Consider the following 15,211-nt stretch of genomic DNA (forward strand, 5'->3'; position numbering starts at 1 on the left):
CATGCGCCACGTAGTCATGCACATCCGCGCCGAGCACGTGCAGCCCGAAGCGGCCTACGCCCGGATCAGCGACTTCGCCCGCTATCCCGAACTGACGGAAACCGTCCTCGCCCTCGAACTCGAACCCGCGCAGGCGGACGGGTCGGTCATCTCCAGTTGGCTGGTCCGGTTCCGCAAGGGCACCTTGCGCTGGACCGAGCGGGACGTGCTCGACCCGATCGCCCGCCGCATCGAATTCGCCCAACTCAGCGGGGACTTCCTGACGATGGAAGGGTCCTGGCAGCTCGACCCGGAGCCGGATCGTGACGGTGTGCTGATCCGCTTCGAGACCCGATTCGACCTCGGGATACCGAGCCTGGCGGAGATCCTCGACCCGGTTGCGGAGTCCACCTTGCGCAGCAACATCGTGCTCATCCTGACAGGCTTGCTCGGTTCCGTGGTCGACGTCGGGCCGCTCAACGAACCTGTCTGACCCCGCCCGGCTGTCGGCGCCGGCGCCTACGCTGAGCSCATGCCCGAACTGCCCGAGGTGGAGGCCCTGGCCCAGTTCCTGCGTGACCATGCCGTGGGGGCGGTGGTCGGTCGCATCGACGTCGCCGCGCTGAGCGTGCTAAAGACGGTCGATCCGCCGATCACGGCGCTGCAGGGCCGCGACGTCACCGGGGCGCGGCGGTTCGGCAAGCACCTCGCGATGGACTGCGACGGGCTGTGGCTGATCACGCACCTGTCCCGCGGTGGCTGGTTGCGCTGGGCCGACAACCCCAGCACGGCGCCGCCGAAGCCGGGGAAGGGCCCGCTGGCGCTGCGGGTGCACTTCTTCACCCCCAACGGCGCGACGCCGGCCTTCGACCTCACCGAGGCCGGTACCAAGAAGCGGCTCGCGGTGTGGGTGGTGACCGACCCGCATCAGGTGCCGGGCATCGCCCGCCTCGGACCCGACGCGCTCGAGGTGGCCCGTCCAGAGTTCGGGGAACTGCTCGCCGGGACGTCGGCCCGGATCAAGACCGCGCTGGTGGACCAGTCCCTGCTCGCGGGAATCGGGAACGCGTACTCCGACGAGATCCTGCATGCCGCCCGGCTGTCGCCGTTCGCGACGGCGTCGAAACTGACGTCCGACGAGGTCGACGCGCTGTACGACGCGATGCGGTCGGAACTGTCCGACGCCGCGGCGCGCTCGGTGGGGCAGGAGGCGGCCCGGCTCAAGGGCGAGAAGCGGGCCGGGATGACGGTGCATGCGCGAACGGGAATGCCGTGCCCGGTGTGCGGCGACACGGTACGCGAGGTGTCGTACGCGGAGCGGTCGTTCCAGTACTGCCCCACATGCCAGACCGGCGGCAAGATCCTCGCCGACCGGCGGATGTCACGACTGCTGAAGTAGCGGCTGCCGGCGGCCGAACACCCAGCCGCGCAGTGCGATGAACCGGAGCCCGCCGACGACGCCGCTCACGGCGATCACCAGCGCGATCGACACCAGGCCGCCGACGTCGGGGAAGAAGAAGTGCAGCAGCGCCAGGGCCAGGGAACTGATGAGCAGGCCTAGCAGGGCCAGCGCGCCGCCCTCCCACTGGGCGGCGAACCAGGGCACCCGGTCGGCGGCGCGGAAGGTGCGGCGTCGATGCAGCTCGTTGGCCAGCACCGTGCTGGTCGCGACACCGACGGCGTTCGCCAACAGCGTCCCGTAGGCGTCGAGAACGAGGAACGACAGCGCGTACAGCATATTGCTGGATCCGCCCACCAGGGCAAACCTGGTGAGCTGGGCGGCCCATCCGTCGCCGCCCAGACGCCTGTCGAGCACGGACATCGAGGTCTCCCACAGCCTGAGATTTGGTTGCAGTTCGCAACCGTAGCTCACGGGGGATTCAGTGACGGTGCCGGTATCCGAGCCAGGCCTCGCGGCGGGTGCGCAGCGGATCGGTCTCCACGCGGGACTCCGCGTCGATGATCAGGGTGTCACGGCGCTCCAGCGAGTAACGCGGCCACGTCCCGAGCGGCCGCCCACCGCGCGCGAAGCGGAGCCAGTGGCTCTGCATCGTGTCGGTGACGACGCGCAGGTCGCGGCGGCCGCCGAGCGAGGTGAGGGTGCGCGCCGCGGGCCCCCGTGCACCGAACACCGCGAACAGTTCCGTCGCGTGCGTCGCCCCCAGGCCGGTCAGGCGCAGGAGGCGGGGCGCGAAGTCGTACCGGTACATGTAGGTGTCGCTGTGGCGCGTGTGCGCGTGTGCGCAGCGCACCGACGGCTCCCAGAAGACGACGTCGCCGCCGAGATCCGCGGCGGCCCGCCGGCCGGGGTATCCGGGATACGCGCCGATCGCGCGAGCCTTGATCGCGGGATCGGTGTCTTCGAACATCTTCTCGATCCGATCCCGGTTCGTGGGAAGGATGTCGAGGAAGCGCGGGAAGATCCGGCCCTCGTGCGCGTTGGTGCCGATCAACAGTGGCACCCGGTGTTCGGTTCCCGCCTCGAACGCATTCAGTGGGTGCTCCGGCAACAGGTCACCGTCGGCGACCGCAGCGAACGGACGGGTGCCGGGCACCTCGTCGGCCCCACGGGTACTGAGCGTGGTGGCCGCCTGCACGAGGAGTTCGGGTGCGGCGGTGGTCAGGAACTCGGTCACGTCGGACCCGCAGACGCCCGCGATGTCGAGGAACTCGCGAGCCCACAGCGCCGCCAGTTCCCGGCCGTTCGAGGTGGCCGGGGGCGGGCTCTGGGCGATGGCGCGCGCGAACAGGCCCTTCGCGGCGGGCGTGCACATCAGGGTGACGACCGCGTCGGCGCCGGCGGACTCGCCGAACAGTGTCACGTTGGCGGGGTCGCCCCCGAACGCGGCGATGTTGCGCTGCACCCACTGCAATGCGGCAACCTGGTCGCGCAGGCCGAGGTTGGTATCGAATGGTCGTTCGGGCGTGGAGAACTCGGAGAAGTCCAGGTAGCCGAGGGCGCCGAGCCGGTAGTTCAACGAGACGAACACGACGTCGCCGCGGCGGACCAGCGAGGCGCCACTGTACAGCGGCGCCGACGAGGTTCCGGCCGTGTGTGCGCCGCCGTGGATGAACACAATGACCGGCCTGGCGGCGCTGCTCGGGTCGGCCGACCTCAGCACGTTGATGGTCAGGCAGTTCTCGTCGCCCTGTCTGCGCTGCTGCGGCGCGGAGGGACCGAACTCGGTGGCGTCGCGGACGCCGGCCCACGGCTGTACCGGTTCCGGAGCGCGCAGCCGGAGCGCTCCCACCGGCGGTGCAGCGTACGGAATTCCCCTCCACGACAACAGATCCGGAAGTCGGCGCCCACGGACCACGCCTTCGGCGAGGGTGACCTCGACCTCGAGGCCGCCCCCGGTCATGCCCGGTGCTCGGGTACGGCAGGGTGCCTGTCCCCGTCCTCGTCGAGGTATCCGCGATAGTCCGCCCACGCGAGTCGGCGTTCCCGGCCCGGATCGCGTTCGACGCGGGTGGGAACGTCGAGGATGAGGGTACGGCGCATGTCGGTGTCGTACCGTGGCCACCACGGCGCAGGGATTCCGTTGCAGGCGAAGGAGATCCAGTGCTCCTGGACCCGGTCGGTGACCACGCGCAGTCCGCGTCGACCACCGGGGGCGGTGAGCGCACGTCCGGCGGCGGAGTCGCCGTAACCGAACACCGCGAACATCTCGAACGCGTGTGTGGCGCCGAGGTCGAGCCAGTGCATGAGGCGCGGCGCGAAGTCGAAACGGTAGCTGTAGGTGGGGGCATGGACGGAGTGAGCCTCGGCGATCTGGACCGACGGCCTCCAGAACGTCAGATCGCCGCCCAGATCGATCGCCGCTGCCGGACCCGGGTAGCCGGCGTATGCGCCGACGACGCGCGCCCGGGCCTCCGGATCGGTGAGCTCGAACATCGCGTCGATGCGTGCCTCGTCGGTGGGCAGACCGTCGAGGAACTTCGGGAAGAGGGTGCCCTCGCGGGCGTTGGTCCCGATGATCAGCGGTACTCGGTGCGCGGTGCCGTCAGTGAATGCCTGCAATGGCGCCACGGGCAGGAAGTCGCCGTCGACGGTCGGCCCGAACGGGTGCAGGCCGGGAGTCTCGGCGAGCACCTTGGCACCCAGCCGATGCCCCGCCTTGCCGAGTTCTGCCGAGGTGGCGTCGTCCAGGGCGCGGGCGGCCGCCGCGGGGTCGTCTGCGTTCGATCCGAGCAGCGACACGAACTCCCGGGCCCAGCGTCGCGCCCGCGGTGCGTCGTTCACGAGGACGGGTGCGGAACTCTGGGCGATGGCGCGGGCGAACAGTCCACGGGCGGCCGGCGTCGCCATCAGCGTGGTCACCGAGGTGGCGCCGGCGGATTCGCCGAACAGCGTGACGTTCTCGGGATCGCCCCCGAAGGCGGCGATGTTGCGCTGCACCCACTCCAGCGCGGCCAGCTGGTCGCGCAGGCCGAGATTGGCGTCGAACGGCCGCGCGGGCGTGGAGAACTCGCTGAAGTCGAGGTATCCCAGCGAGCCGAGCCGGTAGTTGACCGACACGAACACCACGTCGCCCCGGCGCACCAGACGGTCCCCGTGGTAGATCCCCAAGGCCGTGGTGCCCATCGTGAAGGCGCCGCCGTGGACGAACACCATGACGGGCCGCGGCGTCGAGCTGGGCGCCGCCGGGGCGAGCACGTTGAGCGTGAGGCAGTCCTCGGACATCGGCTGGTACTTGCCCGGTCGCAGGGCGGTGCCCATCCGGTGCTGCGGTGCGGCATTGCCGAACGCGGTGGCGTCGCGGACGCCGGTCCACGGCTCTACCGGTTGCGGTGCCCGCAGGCGCAGCGGGCCGACGGGTGGAGCGGCGTAGGGGATACCGCGCCAGGCCAGCAGATCGCCGACCCGTCGGCCCCGAACGACGCCGTCGACGGTGGTTACGTCCAGCCCGGGGGTCATGGTCGCGACTATACGACGGATCGCGTGCCCGGCGGCCGCCGAGCACGTCGACGTCCCGAGGTGGCTCGTCACCGAGCCTCGAGGAACCTCCCGGTCCGTGCGCTGCCCAGGGTAGGCGCGGGCTGCCCGTCGCCGAAGACGTACTCGCCGCCGACGAAGACGGCCGAGACGGTGTCGTCGTTGCGGTTCACCATCCGGGAGAGGTTGTCGTACTCGGGGATCGGGCACTCGGCGTACGTGTCGAGCGAGGCGTCGAGATGCTCGGGGTCGACGACCACCAGGTCGGCGCGGTCGCCCTCCCTGAGGTGACCCGCGTCGAGGCCGTACCAGTCGGCGAGCTCACCGGTGACCCGATGGACCGCCTGCTCCACCGACAGGAACGGCGTACCCGCCCGCTCGGCGTCGCGCACGCGTCGCAGGAAGCGCAGTCCGAAGTTGTAGAACGCCATGTTCCGCAGGTGCGCGCCTGCATCGGAGAAGCCCAGCTGCACACCGGGATCGGCGGCGAGCGTATTCAGCACCTCGGGGCGGTGGTTCGAGATCGTGGTCCGCCAGCGGACCTTCGGTCCGTACTCGACCACCAGGTCGAGGAACGCGTCGACGGGATGCACGCCGCCGCGATCCTCCCCGACCTGACCGAACGTCTTCCCGATGACCGATTCGTCCGGGCACTCGACGATCTCGGCGTCGAAGAAGTCGCGGTGCCACACCCGGGGCCCGTACTTCTTGTCGTAGTCCTTGCGGAAGCGCCGGCGATAGTTCTCGTCGGCCAGCAGATCGCGGCGCGCGTCGATCTGGTTCGACAGGTGCAGGGCCGCCGCGCCGGAACCGAATTCCTCGAACACCGGCAGGTCGATGCCGTCGGAGTACACCTCGAACGGGACCGGCAGGTGCTGCCAACGGAAGTCGCCGCCCAGGCCGTTGATGACCTTCGCCATCAGCGGAAAGACCTTCACCACACCGGGGATCGCCTTGACGTCGGCGGCCGATAGCAGGCTCGTCTTGAGCGGCTTGCGGAAGATGCCGAGGCTGCTGAGTGCCATCACCACCATGCTCTGCGGGCGGGCCACATCCGGGCCGCCCTGCAGCGCCCGGCGGCGGCGTCGCAGGATCGCGTTGAGTCGGCGACGCTCCTTGGCGGTCGCGTACGTCGACGGCAGCGTGCGGGACCGGCAGACCTCGCCGTCGAGCTTGTCGAACATCAGCTGCTGCGAGGACATCCCGACGAAGCCGGCGTCGAGCGCCTCGGTCAACTGCTGCTCCATCGCGGCGAGTTCGGACGCGGTCGGCTTGATCTCCTTGCGAGTGGCCCGGTCCAGGCCCATCAGCGCCGCCCGCATGTCGGAGTGGCCGATGAACGCCGCGACGTTCGCTCCCAGCGGCAGCGATTCGAGCGCGTCGACGTACTCGCGTGCCGAGTTCCACGTCTTGCGCTCCTCGAGCCCGTCGACGACGTGGCGACGGGGGATCGCCTCGACCCGGCCGAACAGGTCACCGGCGTCCGACGGCCCGACATGGACCGTCGACAGCGAGCACGAGCCCACGAACACGGTGGTGACGCCGTGCCGCACCGACTCGTCCAGTTGGGGACGCAGCAGGACCTCGACGTCGTAGTGCGTGTGGATGTCGAGCATGCCCGGGATCACCCACTTGCCGGCCGCGTCGATCACCCGCGGGCAGTCGGTCTCGTCGAGCGCGGCGGCCGAGACTGTGGCCACCCGGCCGTCTCGGATACCGAGGTGTCGGGTTGCGGACGGGGCGCCGGTGCCGTCGAACCACCGGCCGTTCTTGACGATCGCGTCGTAACTCATCGGGATCTTGCCTCTCTCACCGCTGGGAGCGGGGAACGTGTTCGCTCACAGAGCGATTCGTGTGCGGATCGTCTTTCCGGTCGCGTTGCGCGGCAACGAATCGGTGGTGATCTTCCATCGGGTGGGCACCTTGAAGTACGCGAGACGCTCGGACGCGAACTCCCGCAATTCGTCCTCGGTCACCTCCATCCCGGGCCGGACGACCACGATCGCGCCGACCTCCTGCCCCAGGTCGGGGTGGTCGACTCCCACCACCGCGGACTCCGCGACCGCCGGATGCTCGTCGAGGCACTGCTCGATCTCCACCGGGTAGACGTTCTCTCCGCCGCGCAGGATCAGATCGGAGCGGCGTCCGGTGAGCCGAACCATCCCGTTCTCGATCACCCCGAAGTCGCCGGTGTGCAGCCAGCGTCCGGGACGGATGGCCGCGGAGGTGGCCGCGTCGTCGTTCCAGTAGCCGAGCATCACGTACGGGCTGCGCGCGCAGATCTCGCCCTCGGTCCCGTCGGGCACCGGCTCGCCGAACGGGTCGCGGATCTCCACGCTGACACCGATGATCGGCCGGCCGAGCGTGCCGGGGAACGCCTGCAGATCCATCGGCGTCGCAACCGAGATCGCGGTACTGCACTCGGTGAGCCCGTAGCTGTCGACCAGTGCGTTGCGGGCGAACGGCAGCTTCTCCCGCAGGCGCTGCTGGAAACCCGGCGACGACGGCGCCGAGGCGAGCGCGAACGAGGTCAGCGACGACAGGTCGTAGCGAGTCACATCGTCGTGTTCGAGCAGGCGACCCGCCATGGTGGGGACCGCGCCCCAGTTGGTCACCTTCTCGCGCTCGATCAGACGCAGCACCCGGTCCGCGTCGAACGAGCCCTGATAGATCACCACGGCGCTGCCCGTGCCCAGACGCGGGACGACGAGGTTGTGCAGGCTGGCGATGTGGAACAGCGGCGACGTGAGCAGGTAGCGCAGATCGCTCGGCGCATCGGAGCTCGGGTCACCGCCCGTGAAGGCCGCGACGAGGCCGTCGCTGTAACGGTGATAGCCGATGACGGCCAACAGGTTCCGGTGCGAGTGCACCGCGCCCTTCGGGCGGCCGCTGGTGCCGCTGGTGTAGAGGATCACCGCCGGATCGTCCTCGAGAACGGTCGTGTCCGGCAGGTCGGCGCCCGCGAACTCGGCGATCAGCCTCGGCAGGTCGTCCTCCATCGTGAGGACGGGGACGTCCAGGTCGAGCCCGTCGAGGAGCGCGGCGCGCTTCGCGTCGACGATCAGTACCGACGGCTGGGCGTGGCCGACCCCGTACTCGATCTCGCGCGTCGTCCACCACGCATTGAAGCCCACCGCGATCGCGCCGAGCGCCTGCGCCGCCCAGAACGACAGGACCCACTCGGGAGTGTTGGCGGCGAGGATGCCGACACGGTCGCCCTTGTCGACGCCGTACCGCTCCCGCAGGGCGCGGGCCAGTGCCGCCGCGGCGGCACCGTGCTCGGCGTAGCTCATCCGGCGGTCCTCGGTGACCAGGTAGTCGCGGTCGCCGAATGCGATCGAGGCCGCCAGGGCGTCGCCCAGGGACCGATCGCGGTTCTTCATCACCGGCATGCGGACGCCGAGGACATCCTCCTCGTGGAGTTCGAACGGCCCGCCCGGGCCCGTCAGTCCGGCCATGACGGACGCGATGTAGGCCTGCGGGTCGACAGACTTGGTCACGGGTAGTTCCTTTCGATGCGGGCAAGGATCGTCGCCGTGCTCGACACCGGCGCACATCTATAGTGATGTGCGTCATACTTTCTGATTGACTGACGATGTGTCAAGTGAATGACGATCCGTCCTTCGAGCGGCGATTCGACTTGCCTGCGCCCGTCCGGGTGCGCCATCGTCTAGGGCGTGGGAGTTGCTGCGGACGAGATCAAGAGCCGGCGCGGAAGTCTGCGAGAAGAACAGAAGCGGTGGACCCGGACCAAGCTCATGGAGTGTGCTCGGGAGTTGTTCTGCGCGCGCGGCTACGCGGCGGTCACCGTCGACGACATCGCCGCTGCGGTCGGCTGCAGCCGCGCCACCTTCTACCTGCATTTTCCCGGCAAGGTGGAGATCCTGCGAGCCATCAGTGCGGAGAAGATGGTGCCGAGTGTCTTCGCGTTCTACGAGGACCTCGATCGGGTGCTCGAGACCGGATCCCGCGCCGAGTTCACGGCCTGGGTGAACCGGGCCATCGACTGGTTCGACGAGTGCAAGGACATCCTGCCCGCGTGGGACGAGGCGGTCGCCCTGGAACCCTCGTTCCGCGAGACGTCCCGTGACGGGATCCTCGCCCTGCCCAACTCGATGACGCAGTACCTGGCGCGCTGGCCGCAGGACCGGCAGGACGAGGCCCGGTTGCGTATCGAACTACTGGTCGCGCAGCTCGAACGGTTCTTCACCCGATGGGCCCTCCAGGGGACGATCGAGGTTCCCCGCGAACAGGCGGCGGAGGTCCTCACCGACATCTGGTTCCCGGCGCTCAGCGCCCCGGGCGGTGACTGACGCCGGCGCTCGTCCCCTGGGGGTGCGCGGTCAGGCGGGCTCGCCCGACAGCATCCCCGCGGGGGACGGCTCCACCGGTGCGGGTGTCGTCTTCTTCGATTCGGACTGCAGTCTGCTGACCGCGATCGCTCCGAGGATAAACGCGCCGGCGACGAGGATGTACAGCTGTGTGGGCGTCCAGTCCAGATCCAACAGCTTGCCTGCGACGATGGGCGAGACGATGGCGCCGATCCGTCCCACGCCGATTCCCCAGCCGACGCCGGTCGCTCGGACGGACGGTCCGTACACCGACGGGGTGATCGCGTACAGCCCGGCGACGCAGCCGTTCACGAAGACCCCGATGAGGGCTCCGAGCGTGAATCCGACCACGATGGAGCTGGTGGCGGGCACGAAGACGACCAGGAGAACACTTGCGATCACCATGTAGGCGGACAGGACCGATCGCAGCGCGAACCTGGCGGACAGGGCGCCGAGCAAGGTGGCCCCGAAGATTCCGCCGAGGTTGAGCAGCACGCCGCCGGTGATCCCCTGGTTCGCGGAAAGTCCCGCGGCCACCAGCAGTTTCGGCGTCCAACTGGTGACGAAGTAGAAGCCGAACATGATCATGAAGAACGCGAACCAGATCAGCAGGGTGGGACGAAGCAGTTCAGGCGAGAACAGTTGCCGCAGTTTGCCGGCCGACTCGGTCGGCGAAGTGCCGTCCTCGGTCGGGTCCGGAAGCTCGGACAGTTGCGGCTGCCCGATTCGCGCGGCGAACTTGTTGATGCGCGCGAGTGCGTTGGCCGGCCGCCGGGTCAGCAGAAAGTCGAGTGACTCGGGCAGTCGCAGGAACACCACGGGAATGATGGCCGCGGTGCAGACGCCGCCGAAGAGGAAAACGGAGCGCCACCCGAAACTGTTCTGCAGCACCACGGCGATGATGCCGCCCGACGTGGCGCCGATCGCGTAGCCGGTCGAGTTCAGGCTCACCGCGAGTCCGCGCCAGCGGGACGACGCGTACTCGCTCGCAATGACGTTGCTGCTGGCCAGGATTCCGCCGATTCCGACTCCGGTCAGCGCGCGGAGGAGGCCCAGTGCGAGGGCGTTGGGGCTCAGCGCCGACAGGGTCATCCCGGCGCTGGCGATGGCCAGGCAGAGCAGGATCATCCGGCGTCGGCCGATCGTGTCGGCCCAGGGCGCGAGTAGCAGTGATCCGCCCGCCATTCCGAACAGTCCGGCGCTCAGGAGTAGTCCGACCTCGGAGCCTGATAGTCCCCATTCCTGAGATACCGACTGTGCGGTGAAGGCCATCACCAGCACGTCGAAGCCGTCGAGGACGTTGAGCAGGACGCAGATCGCCACCGCGCCCCATTGGAATCGCGACATCGGACTGGAATCGATGCGCTCCCGCAGATCAATACTCATGTTCGGTCCCTTGATCGAGTGATGTGATGTGAGCCGGATCACTCGGCAGAACATTTGCGGATCGCCTCGTCTCGATTCCACCCCCATTCCGGATATCGGAAGACGGCACACAGTCTTCCGATATCCGGAAGTCGAGTGGTCTCGGTCATATCGGTTCCGTGACAGTGGATGCAGTCACCGGGCCTGCCGGCCCCACCCGAAGTCGAGGTGCGCGAGACGCGCCGCCCAGTTGGGAGCACACGATGACATCGATAGCCCGAAACCAGTGGTACGTGGCGGCCTACGGTTCGGAGGTGGGGCGCGAGTTGTTCGCCCGAACCATCTGCGGTGAGCCGATCCTGTTCTGGCGCACCGAATCCGGAGAAGTCACCGCGATGTCGGATCGCTGCGTGCACCGCAGGTTTCCGCTGTCCCAGGCGCCGAGTCGCCTCGAGGGCGACACGGTGGTCTGCGGTTACCACGGATTCACCTACGGCCGTGACGGGGGCTGCGTGGCGGTGCCCGGCCAGAGTCGGATCCCGCGTACTGCGCGCTTGAAGAGCTTCACCGTCGTCGAGCAGGACTCTTTCGTGTGGATCTGGATCCCGGACCCGCACGATCCGACGGAGCCCGATTCGGCCGAGATTCCCCGTGCCCCATGGCTGGACAGCCCCGACTACGCGGTCGTGCGAGGCATGGAGCCGCTGCGGGCGCGATACGGCCTCCTGGTGGACAACCTGATGGACCTGTCCCACGAGACCTATCTGCACGGCGGATACATCGGTACACCGGAGGTCGCGGCGACACCGATCAGCACCGAGGTGGACGAGGATGCGGGCGTCATCTGCATGAGCCGGCACATGGACGATGCGGAGTGCCCCCCGTTCTACGCCGAGTCGACCGGCATCGAAGGGCGCATCACCCGATGGCAGGACGTCGAGTACACCCCACCATGTCTGTACCTGTTGCACAGTCGTATTGCCCCCGTCGGTGTGATGCCGCCCGAGGAGGGTCCCGACAGCCAGGCCTTCCACGTCGAGGTGGTCTACGCCATCACCCCCGAAACCGAACACTCGACGCACGACTTCTGGTCGGTGGCGAGAGATTTCGCGCTCGATGATCAGGACGTGACCGACTTCCTGCGGGAGAACAACCGCACCGTGGTGCTCCAGGACGTGGTCGCCCTCGATCTGCTCGAGACGGTGATCGCGGGCGAACCCTCGGGTTATCAGGAACTGAGCATCAACATCGACGCCGGTGCGCTGGCCGCGCGCAGGATGCTCGAGCAGATGGTGAAGCGGCCCTCTCGATCCGTCCCGGTCGGCTGACGAGAGCGCATCGATGGCCACCGAACCCGCCGTAAGGCCGAAGGGCCGCAACGTCGTACGAATCGTCTGGGTGCCGGGATCCGACAGCCTCGAAGGCACGTGTCACTGCGGCGCCACCAGGGTCGCCGACGATCCGATCGAGCTGTGGAACTGGTTGCTCGGCCACCCGACCGGCCACACGACCGGCTCCGGGACCAACGAGACAGCRACCCCCTACATCCCTCCGAGAGTGTTGGTGAACTCATGACAGTCCGGTCACACGAATTCGAGGCCGACCTCGAAGTGCATCGCAAGAGCGACGTCGTCGACGGCGTCGCCGTCCTCGAACTACGCCACCCAGCGGGGGTTGCGCTGCCGCAATGGACTCCGGGCTCGCACATCGATGTCGTATTGCAGCCGGACCTCGTGCGGCAGTACTCCCTGTGCGGCGATCCCTCCGACCCCGGCTGTTGGAGGATCGCGGTGCTCCGAGAGCCGGACGGCCGCGGTGGGTCACAGTACGTGCACGACAAGCTCGATGTGGGTGACTCGGTCCGGGTCCGCGGTCCCCGGAACAACTTCGAACTACGCGACGCGCCGCGGTACATCTTCATCGCCGGCGGCATCGGAATCACCCCGATGCTGCCGATGGTCGCTGCCGCGCACGCCGCGGGATCCGACTGGACGCTCACGTACGGCGGCCGCCGTCGTGGCTCGATGGCGTTCGTCGACGAGCTGACGACGCTCTACCCGGACAGCGTCGAGGTGTGCGCGCAGGACGTCTCCGGGCGGCCCGACCTCTCGGCGATCCTCGGTACACCGCTTCCGGACACCCTCGTGTACTGCTGCGGTCCAGCCGGCCTCCTGGATGCGGTCGCCGAGAGGTGTGAGCAGTGGCCCGCCGGAACGCTGCACGTCGAGCGTTTCGCGGCAAGGGAACTCGGCGCCCCGGTCCTCGACGAGCCGTTCGAGGTGGAGCTCGCGCTCAGCGGCACGACCGTGACCGTGCCACCCGGTACCTCGATCCTCGAGGCGGTCACCGCGGCGGGAGTCCAGGTGCTGTCCTCCTGCCAGGAGGGTACGTGCGGGACCTGCGAGACGTCGGTGCTCGGCGGCGTCGTCGAGCACCGGGATTCGTTGCTCACCGACGAGGAACGAGCGGCCGACGACACGATGATGATCTGCGTTTCGCGAGCAGCGTGCCCGCGACTCGTTCTGGACCTGTGAGGAGAGCGGACACATGACCACCGAGACCTCGACCGTGCGGCTGGACCTGCCCGGCCTCGACGACGACCCGTTCGACGATGCGACCCTGGCGAATCCGTACGAATTCCATGCCAGGCTGCGAGCCGCCGGACCGGTCGTACGCCTGCCCCGATACGACGTCCTCGCGATGGGCCGCTACACGGATGTGCACGCCGCGCTCACCGACTGGCGCACGTTCGTTTCCGGCCGGGGCGTCGGTCTGAGTGACTTCCAGCATGAGAAACCCTGGCGAACACCGAGTTTGCTGCTCGAGGCCGACCCGCCGGACCATACCCCGGTGCGGGCGGCGATGAGTGCGATCCTGTCGCCGCGATCGGTCCGCCAACTGCGAGACCACCTCCAGGAGCAGGCGGATCTGCTCGTGGACGCGTTGGTGTGTCGTGGCGAGTTCGATGCGGTCACCGACCTGGCCGAGGTGTTCCCTCTGCAGGTGTTCCCGGATGCGGTGGGCGTGCGCGCAGAGGGCCGCGAGAATCTTCTCCCGTACGGCGCGATGGCCTTCAACGCTTTCGGCCCCCGCAACGACCGGGTGACGAGGGCGCTCGAGACCGCCGAGCCGATCCAGGCGTGGATCTCGGAGAGCTGCGAGCGTGCCAACCTGTCGGCCACGGGATTCGGTGCGCAGATCTGGGCAGCCGCCGACCGCGGCGAGATCACACATGCTCAGGCGCCGATGCTGGTGCGCTCGCTGCTCACCGCGGGTGTGGACACCACGGTGTTCGGTATCGGGAACGCCCTGCACGCGCTGGCCGCGCACCCCGCCCAGTGGAGCATCCTGCACGAACGGCCCAACCTGGCGAAGTTCGCGTTCGACGAGGCGCTGCGCTTCGAGTCCCCTGTGCAGACGTTCTTCCGGACCACCGCCGCGGACACCGAGTTCGCCGGTCACCGGATCGCGGAAGGCCAGAAGGTGCTGCTGTTCCTCGGATCCGGAAACCGCGACGAGCGGCACTGGGGCGACCGGTCCGAGGAGTTCGACATCCAGCGCGCCGCGAGCGGCCACGTCGCCTTCGGAATGGGCATTCACCAGTGCGTCGGACAGCCCATCGCGCGGCTCGAGGCCGAGACGATCCTGACTGCCCTGGCACGCCGGGTACGCCGGATCGAGCCGACGGCCGCCGCCGTCCCGAGGCTGAACAACACCCTCAAGGGCTGGGCTAGCATTCCGGTGCGGGTGCATCCCGTCTGAGTCGATGAAGGCCTTGAGTGGGGTGTTGGACATGTCCGTGGTCGGGAGTCGCCGGGGCCCAACCGGTTCCGTCACCGTGCGGGCACTGAACCTGCTCGAGGTCTTCTCTCCGGACCAACCCGTTCTGACGCTCAGTGAGATGTCCCGCCTGACGGGCTTCCCACTCACCACCGTGCACCGGCTGGCCGCGGACCTGACCGGGTGGGGCGCGCTCGAACGGGACGGTTCGGGCCGGTACCGGATCGGGCTGCGGCTGTGGGAGGTCGCGTCGCTCGCGCCCCGCGGCACCATGCTGCGCGAGCTCGCCATGCCGGTGATGGAGGACCTGTCGCAGATCACGCAGGAGAACGTTCAGCTGGGGGTACGCGAGGGTTCCGAGATCATCTTCCTCGAACGAATCGGCGGCAAGCGCGCCGTTCCTGTCCGAACCCGGGTCGGAGGACGATTCCCGATCCACGCATCGAGCATCGGACTCGCGCTGTTGGCCTTCGCGCCGATCATGGTGCAGGAGGAGGTGCTGTCGAGACCGCTCGAACGGTTCACCGAGAAGACCATCACCTCCGCGGACGAGCTGCGTCGAACACTCGCGGAGGTTCGCAAGCGGGAACTGGCGATCAGTGACCGTCAGGTCACGATGGAGGCGCTGTCGATCGCCGCACCGATCTTCGGACGCCCGGGTGTGGCCACGGCCGCCCTCGCGATAGTCGTCAACGCCGAGACCGCGCAGACGACTGCACTGTCCCAGATGGTGCGCGCTGCGGCGCGGTCGATCGGCCGTTCGTTGCAGCCGGGCGGCCTGACGGCCCGTGGTTACGGAGGCGGGCTGCCGGACTGAACG

13 protein-coding genes are annotated in these 15,211 nt (G+C 68.6%); 7 read left to right on the plus strand and 6 right to left on the minus strand.

Annotated elements, in window-relative coordinates; genetic code table 11:
* Nucleotide 1 precedes the first annotated feature (1 nt).
* Together AB4Z09_RS19175 and AB4Z09_RS19180 are read left to right on the plus strand one after the other, a co-directional pair.
* A complete protein-coding gene (locus AB4Z09_RS19175; protein WP_174908716.1) occupies nucleotides 2-472 on the plus strand; it encodes an SRPBCC family protein in 471 nt (156 codons plus the stop codon).
* Nucleotides 473-511: 39 nt separating this feature from the next.
* On the plus strand, nucleotides 512-1,378 hold the full coding sequence (locus AB4Z09_RS19180) for an Fpg/Nei family DNA glycosylase (protein ID WP_174908717.1): 867 nt from the start codon (nucleotides 512-514) through the stop codon (nucleotides 1,376-1,378).
* On the opposite strand, the gene AB4Z09_RS19185 is transcribed toward AB4Z09_RS19180, so the two are convergent.
* The 5 genes from AB4Z09_RS19185 to AB4Z09_RS19205 form a co-directional block, all read right to left on the minus strand.
* A complete protein-coding gene (locus AB4Z09_RS19185; RefSeq protein ID WP_174908719.1) occupies nucleotides 1,361-1,801 on the minus strand; it encodes a GtrA family protein in 441 nt (146 codons plus the stop codon). The genes AB4Z09_RS19180 and AB4Z09_RS19185 overlap by 18 nt on opposite strands.
* A gap of 58 nt (nucleotides 1,802-1,859) precedes the next feature.
* On the minus strand, nucleotides 1,860-3,341 hold the full coding sequence (locus tag AB4Z09_RS19190) for a carboxylesterase/lipase family protein (protein WP_174908721.1): 1,482 nt from the start codon (nucleotides 3,339-3,341) through the stop codon (nucleotides 1,860-1,862).
* Nucleotides 3,338-4,897, minus strand: a complete 1,560-nt coding sequence (locus AB4Z09_RS19195) for a carboxylesterase/lipase family protein (RefSeq protein WP_174908723.1) — start codon at nucleotides 4,895-4,897, stop codon at nucleotides 3,338-3,340. Before AB4Z09_RS19195 ends, AB4Z09_RS19190 begins: the two co-directional genes overlap by 4 nt.
* A 68-nt stretch (nucleotides 4,898-4,965) precedes the next feature.
* Nucleotides 4,966-6,708: an N-acyl-D-amino-acid deacylase family protein gene (locus AB4Z09_RS19200; RefSeq protein ID WP_174908725.1), complete on the minus strand. Its 1,743-nt coding sequence runs from the start codon at nucleotides 6,706-6,708 to the stop codon at nucleotides 4,966-4,968.
* 45 nt (nucleotides 6,709-6,753) lie between these two features.
* A complete protein-coding gene (locus AB4Z09_RS19205) occupies nucleotides 6,754-8,415 on the minus strand; it encodes a class I adenylate-forming enzyme family protein (RefSeq protein ID WP_174908727.1) in 1,662 nt (553 codons plus the stop codon).
* A 177-nt stretch (nucleotides 8,416-8,592) separates the two neighbouring features.
* On the opposite strand from AB4Z09_RS19205, the gene AB4Z09_RS19210 reads away from it, so the two are divergent.
* The gene (locus tag AB4Z09_RS19210; RefSeq protein ID WP_254622827.1) at nucleotides 8,593-9,228 is read left to right on the plus strand and encodes a TetR/AcrR family transcriptional regulator; all 636 of its coding nucleotides are present in this window, start codon (nucleotides 8,593-8,595) and stop codon (nucleotides 9,226-9,228) included.
* Between the two features lie 30 nt (nucleotides 9,229-9,258).
* Here the strand turns inward: AB4Z09_RS19210 and AB4Z09_RS19215 are convergent, their stop codons facing one another.
* The gene (locus AB4Z09_RS19215; RefSeq protein WP_174908729.1) at nucleotides 9,259-10,632 is read right to left on the minus strand and encodes an MFS transporter; all 1,374 of its coding nucleotides are present in this window, start codon (nucleotides 10,630-10,632) and stop codon (nucleotides 9,259-9,261) included.
* Nucleotides 10,633-10,874: 242 nt separating this feature from the next.
* Between AB4Z09_RS19215 and AB4Z09_RS19220 the strand changes: the two genes are divergently transcribed.
* From AB4Z09_RS19220 to AB4Z09_RS19235, 4 genes are all read left to right on the plus strand, one after another.
* Entirely contained in the window at nucleotides 10,875-11,939 is a 1,065-nt protein-coding gene (locus AB4Z09_RS19220; protein WP_114718153.1) for an aromatic ring-hydroxylating dioxygenase subunit alpha, read from the plus strand.
* Between the two features lie 243 nt (nucleotides 11,940-12,182).
* Nucleotides 12,183-13,145 (plus strand): PDR/VanB family oxidoreductase, encoded by a 963-nt coding sequence (locus AB4Z09_RS19225; protein ID WP_174908730.1) that lies wholly within the window; start codon nucleotides 12,183-12,185, stop codon nucleotides 13,143-13,145.
* A 13-nt stretch (nucleotides 13,146-13,158) separates the two neighbouring features.
* Nucleotides 13,159-14,373, plus strand: a complete 1,215-nt coding sequence (locus AB4Z09_RS19230) for a cytochrome P450 (RefSeq protein WP_442240466.1) — start codon at nucleotides 13,159-13,161, stop codon at nucleotides 14,371-14,373.
* Between the two features lie 31 nt (nucleotides 14,374-14,404).
* Nucleotides 14,405-15,208, plus strand: a complete 804-nt coding sequence (locus AB4Z09_RS19235) for an IclR family transcriptional regulator (protein WP_442240467.1) — start codon at nucleotides 14,405-14,407, stop codon at nucleotides 15,206-15,208.
* The last annotated feature ends 3 nt before the right edge of the window (nucleotides 15,209-15,211 follow it).

The sequence above is a fragment of the Rhodococcus sp. TAF43 genome (assembly GCF_052113525.1).
In the GTDB taxonomy this organism is placed as follows: Bacteria; Actinomycetota; Actinomycetes; order Mycobacteriales; family Mycobacteriaceae; genus Prescottella.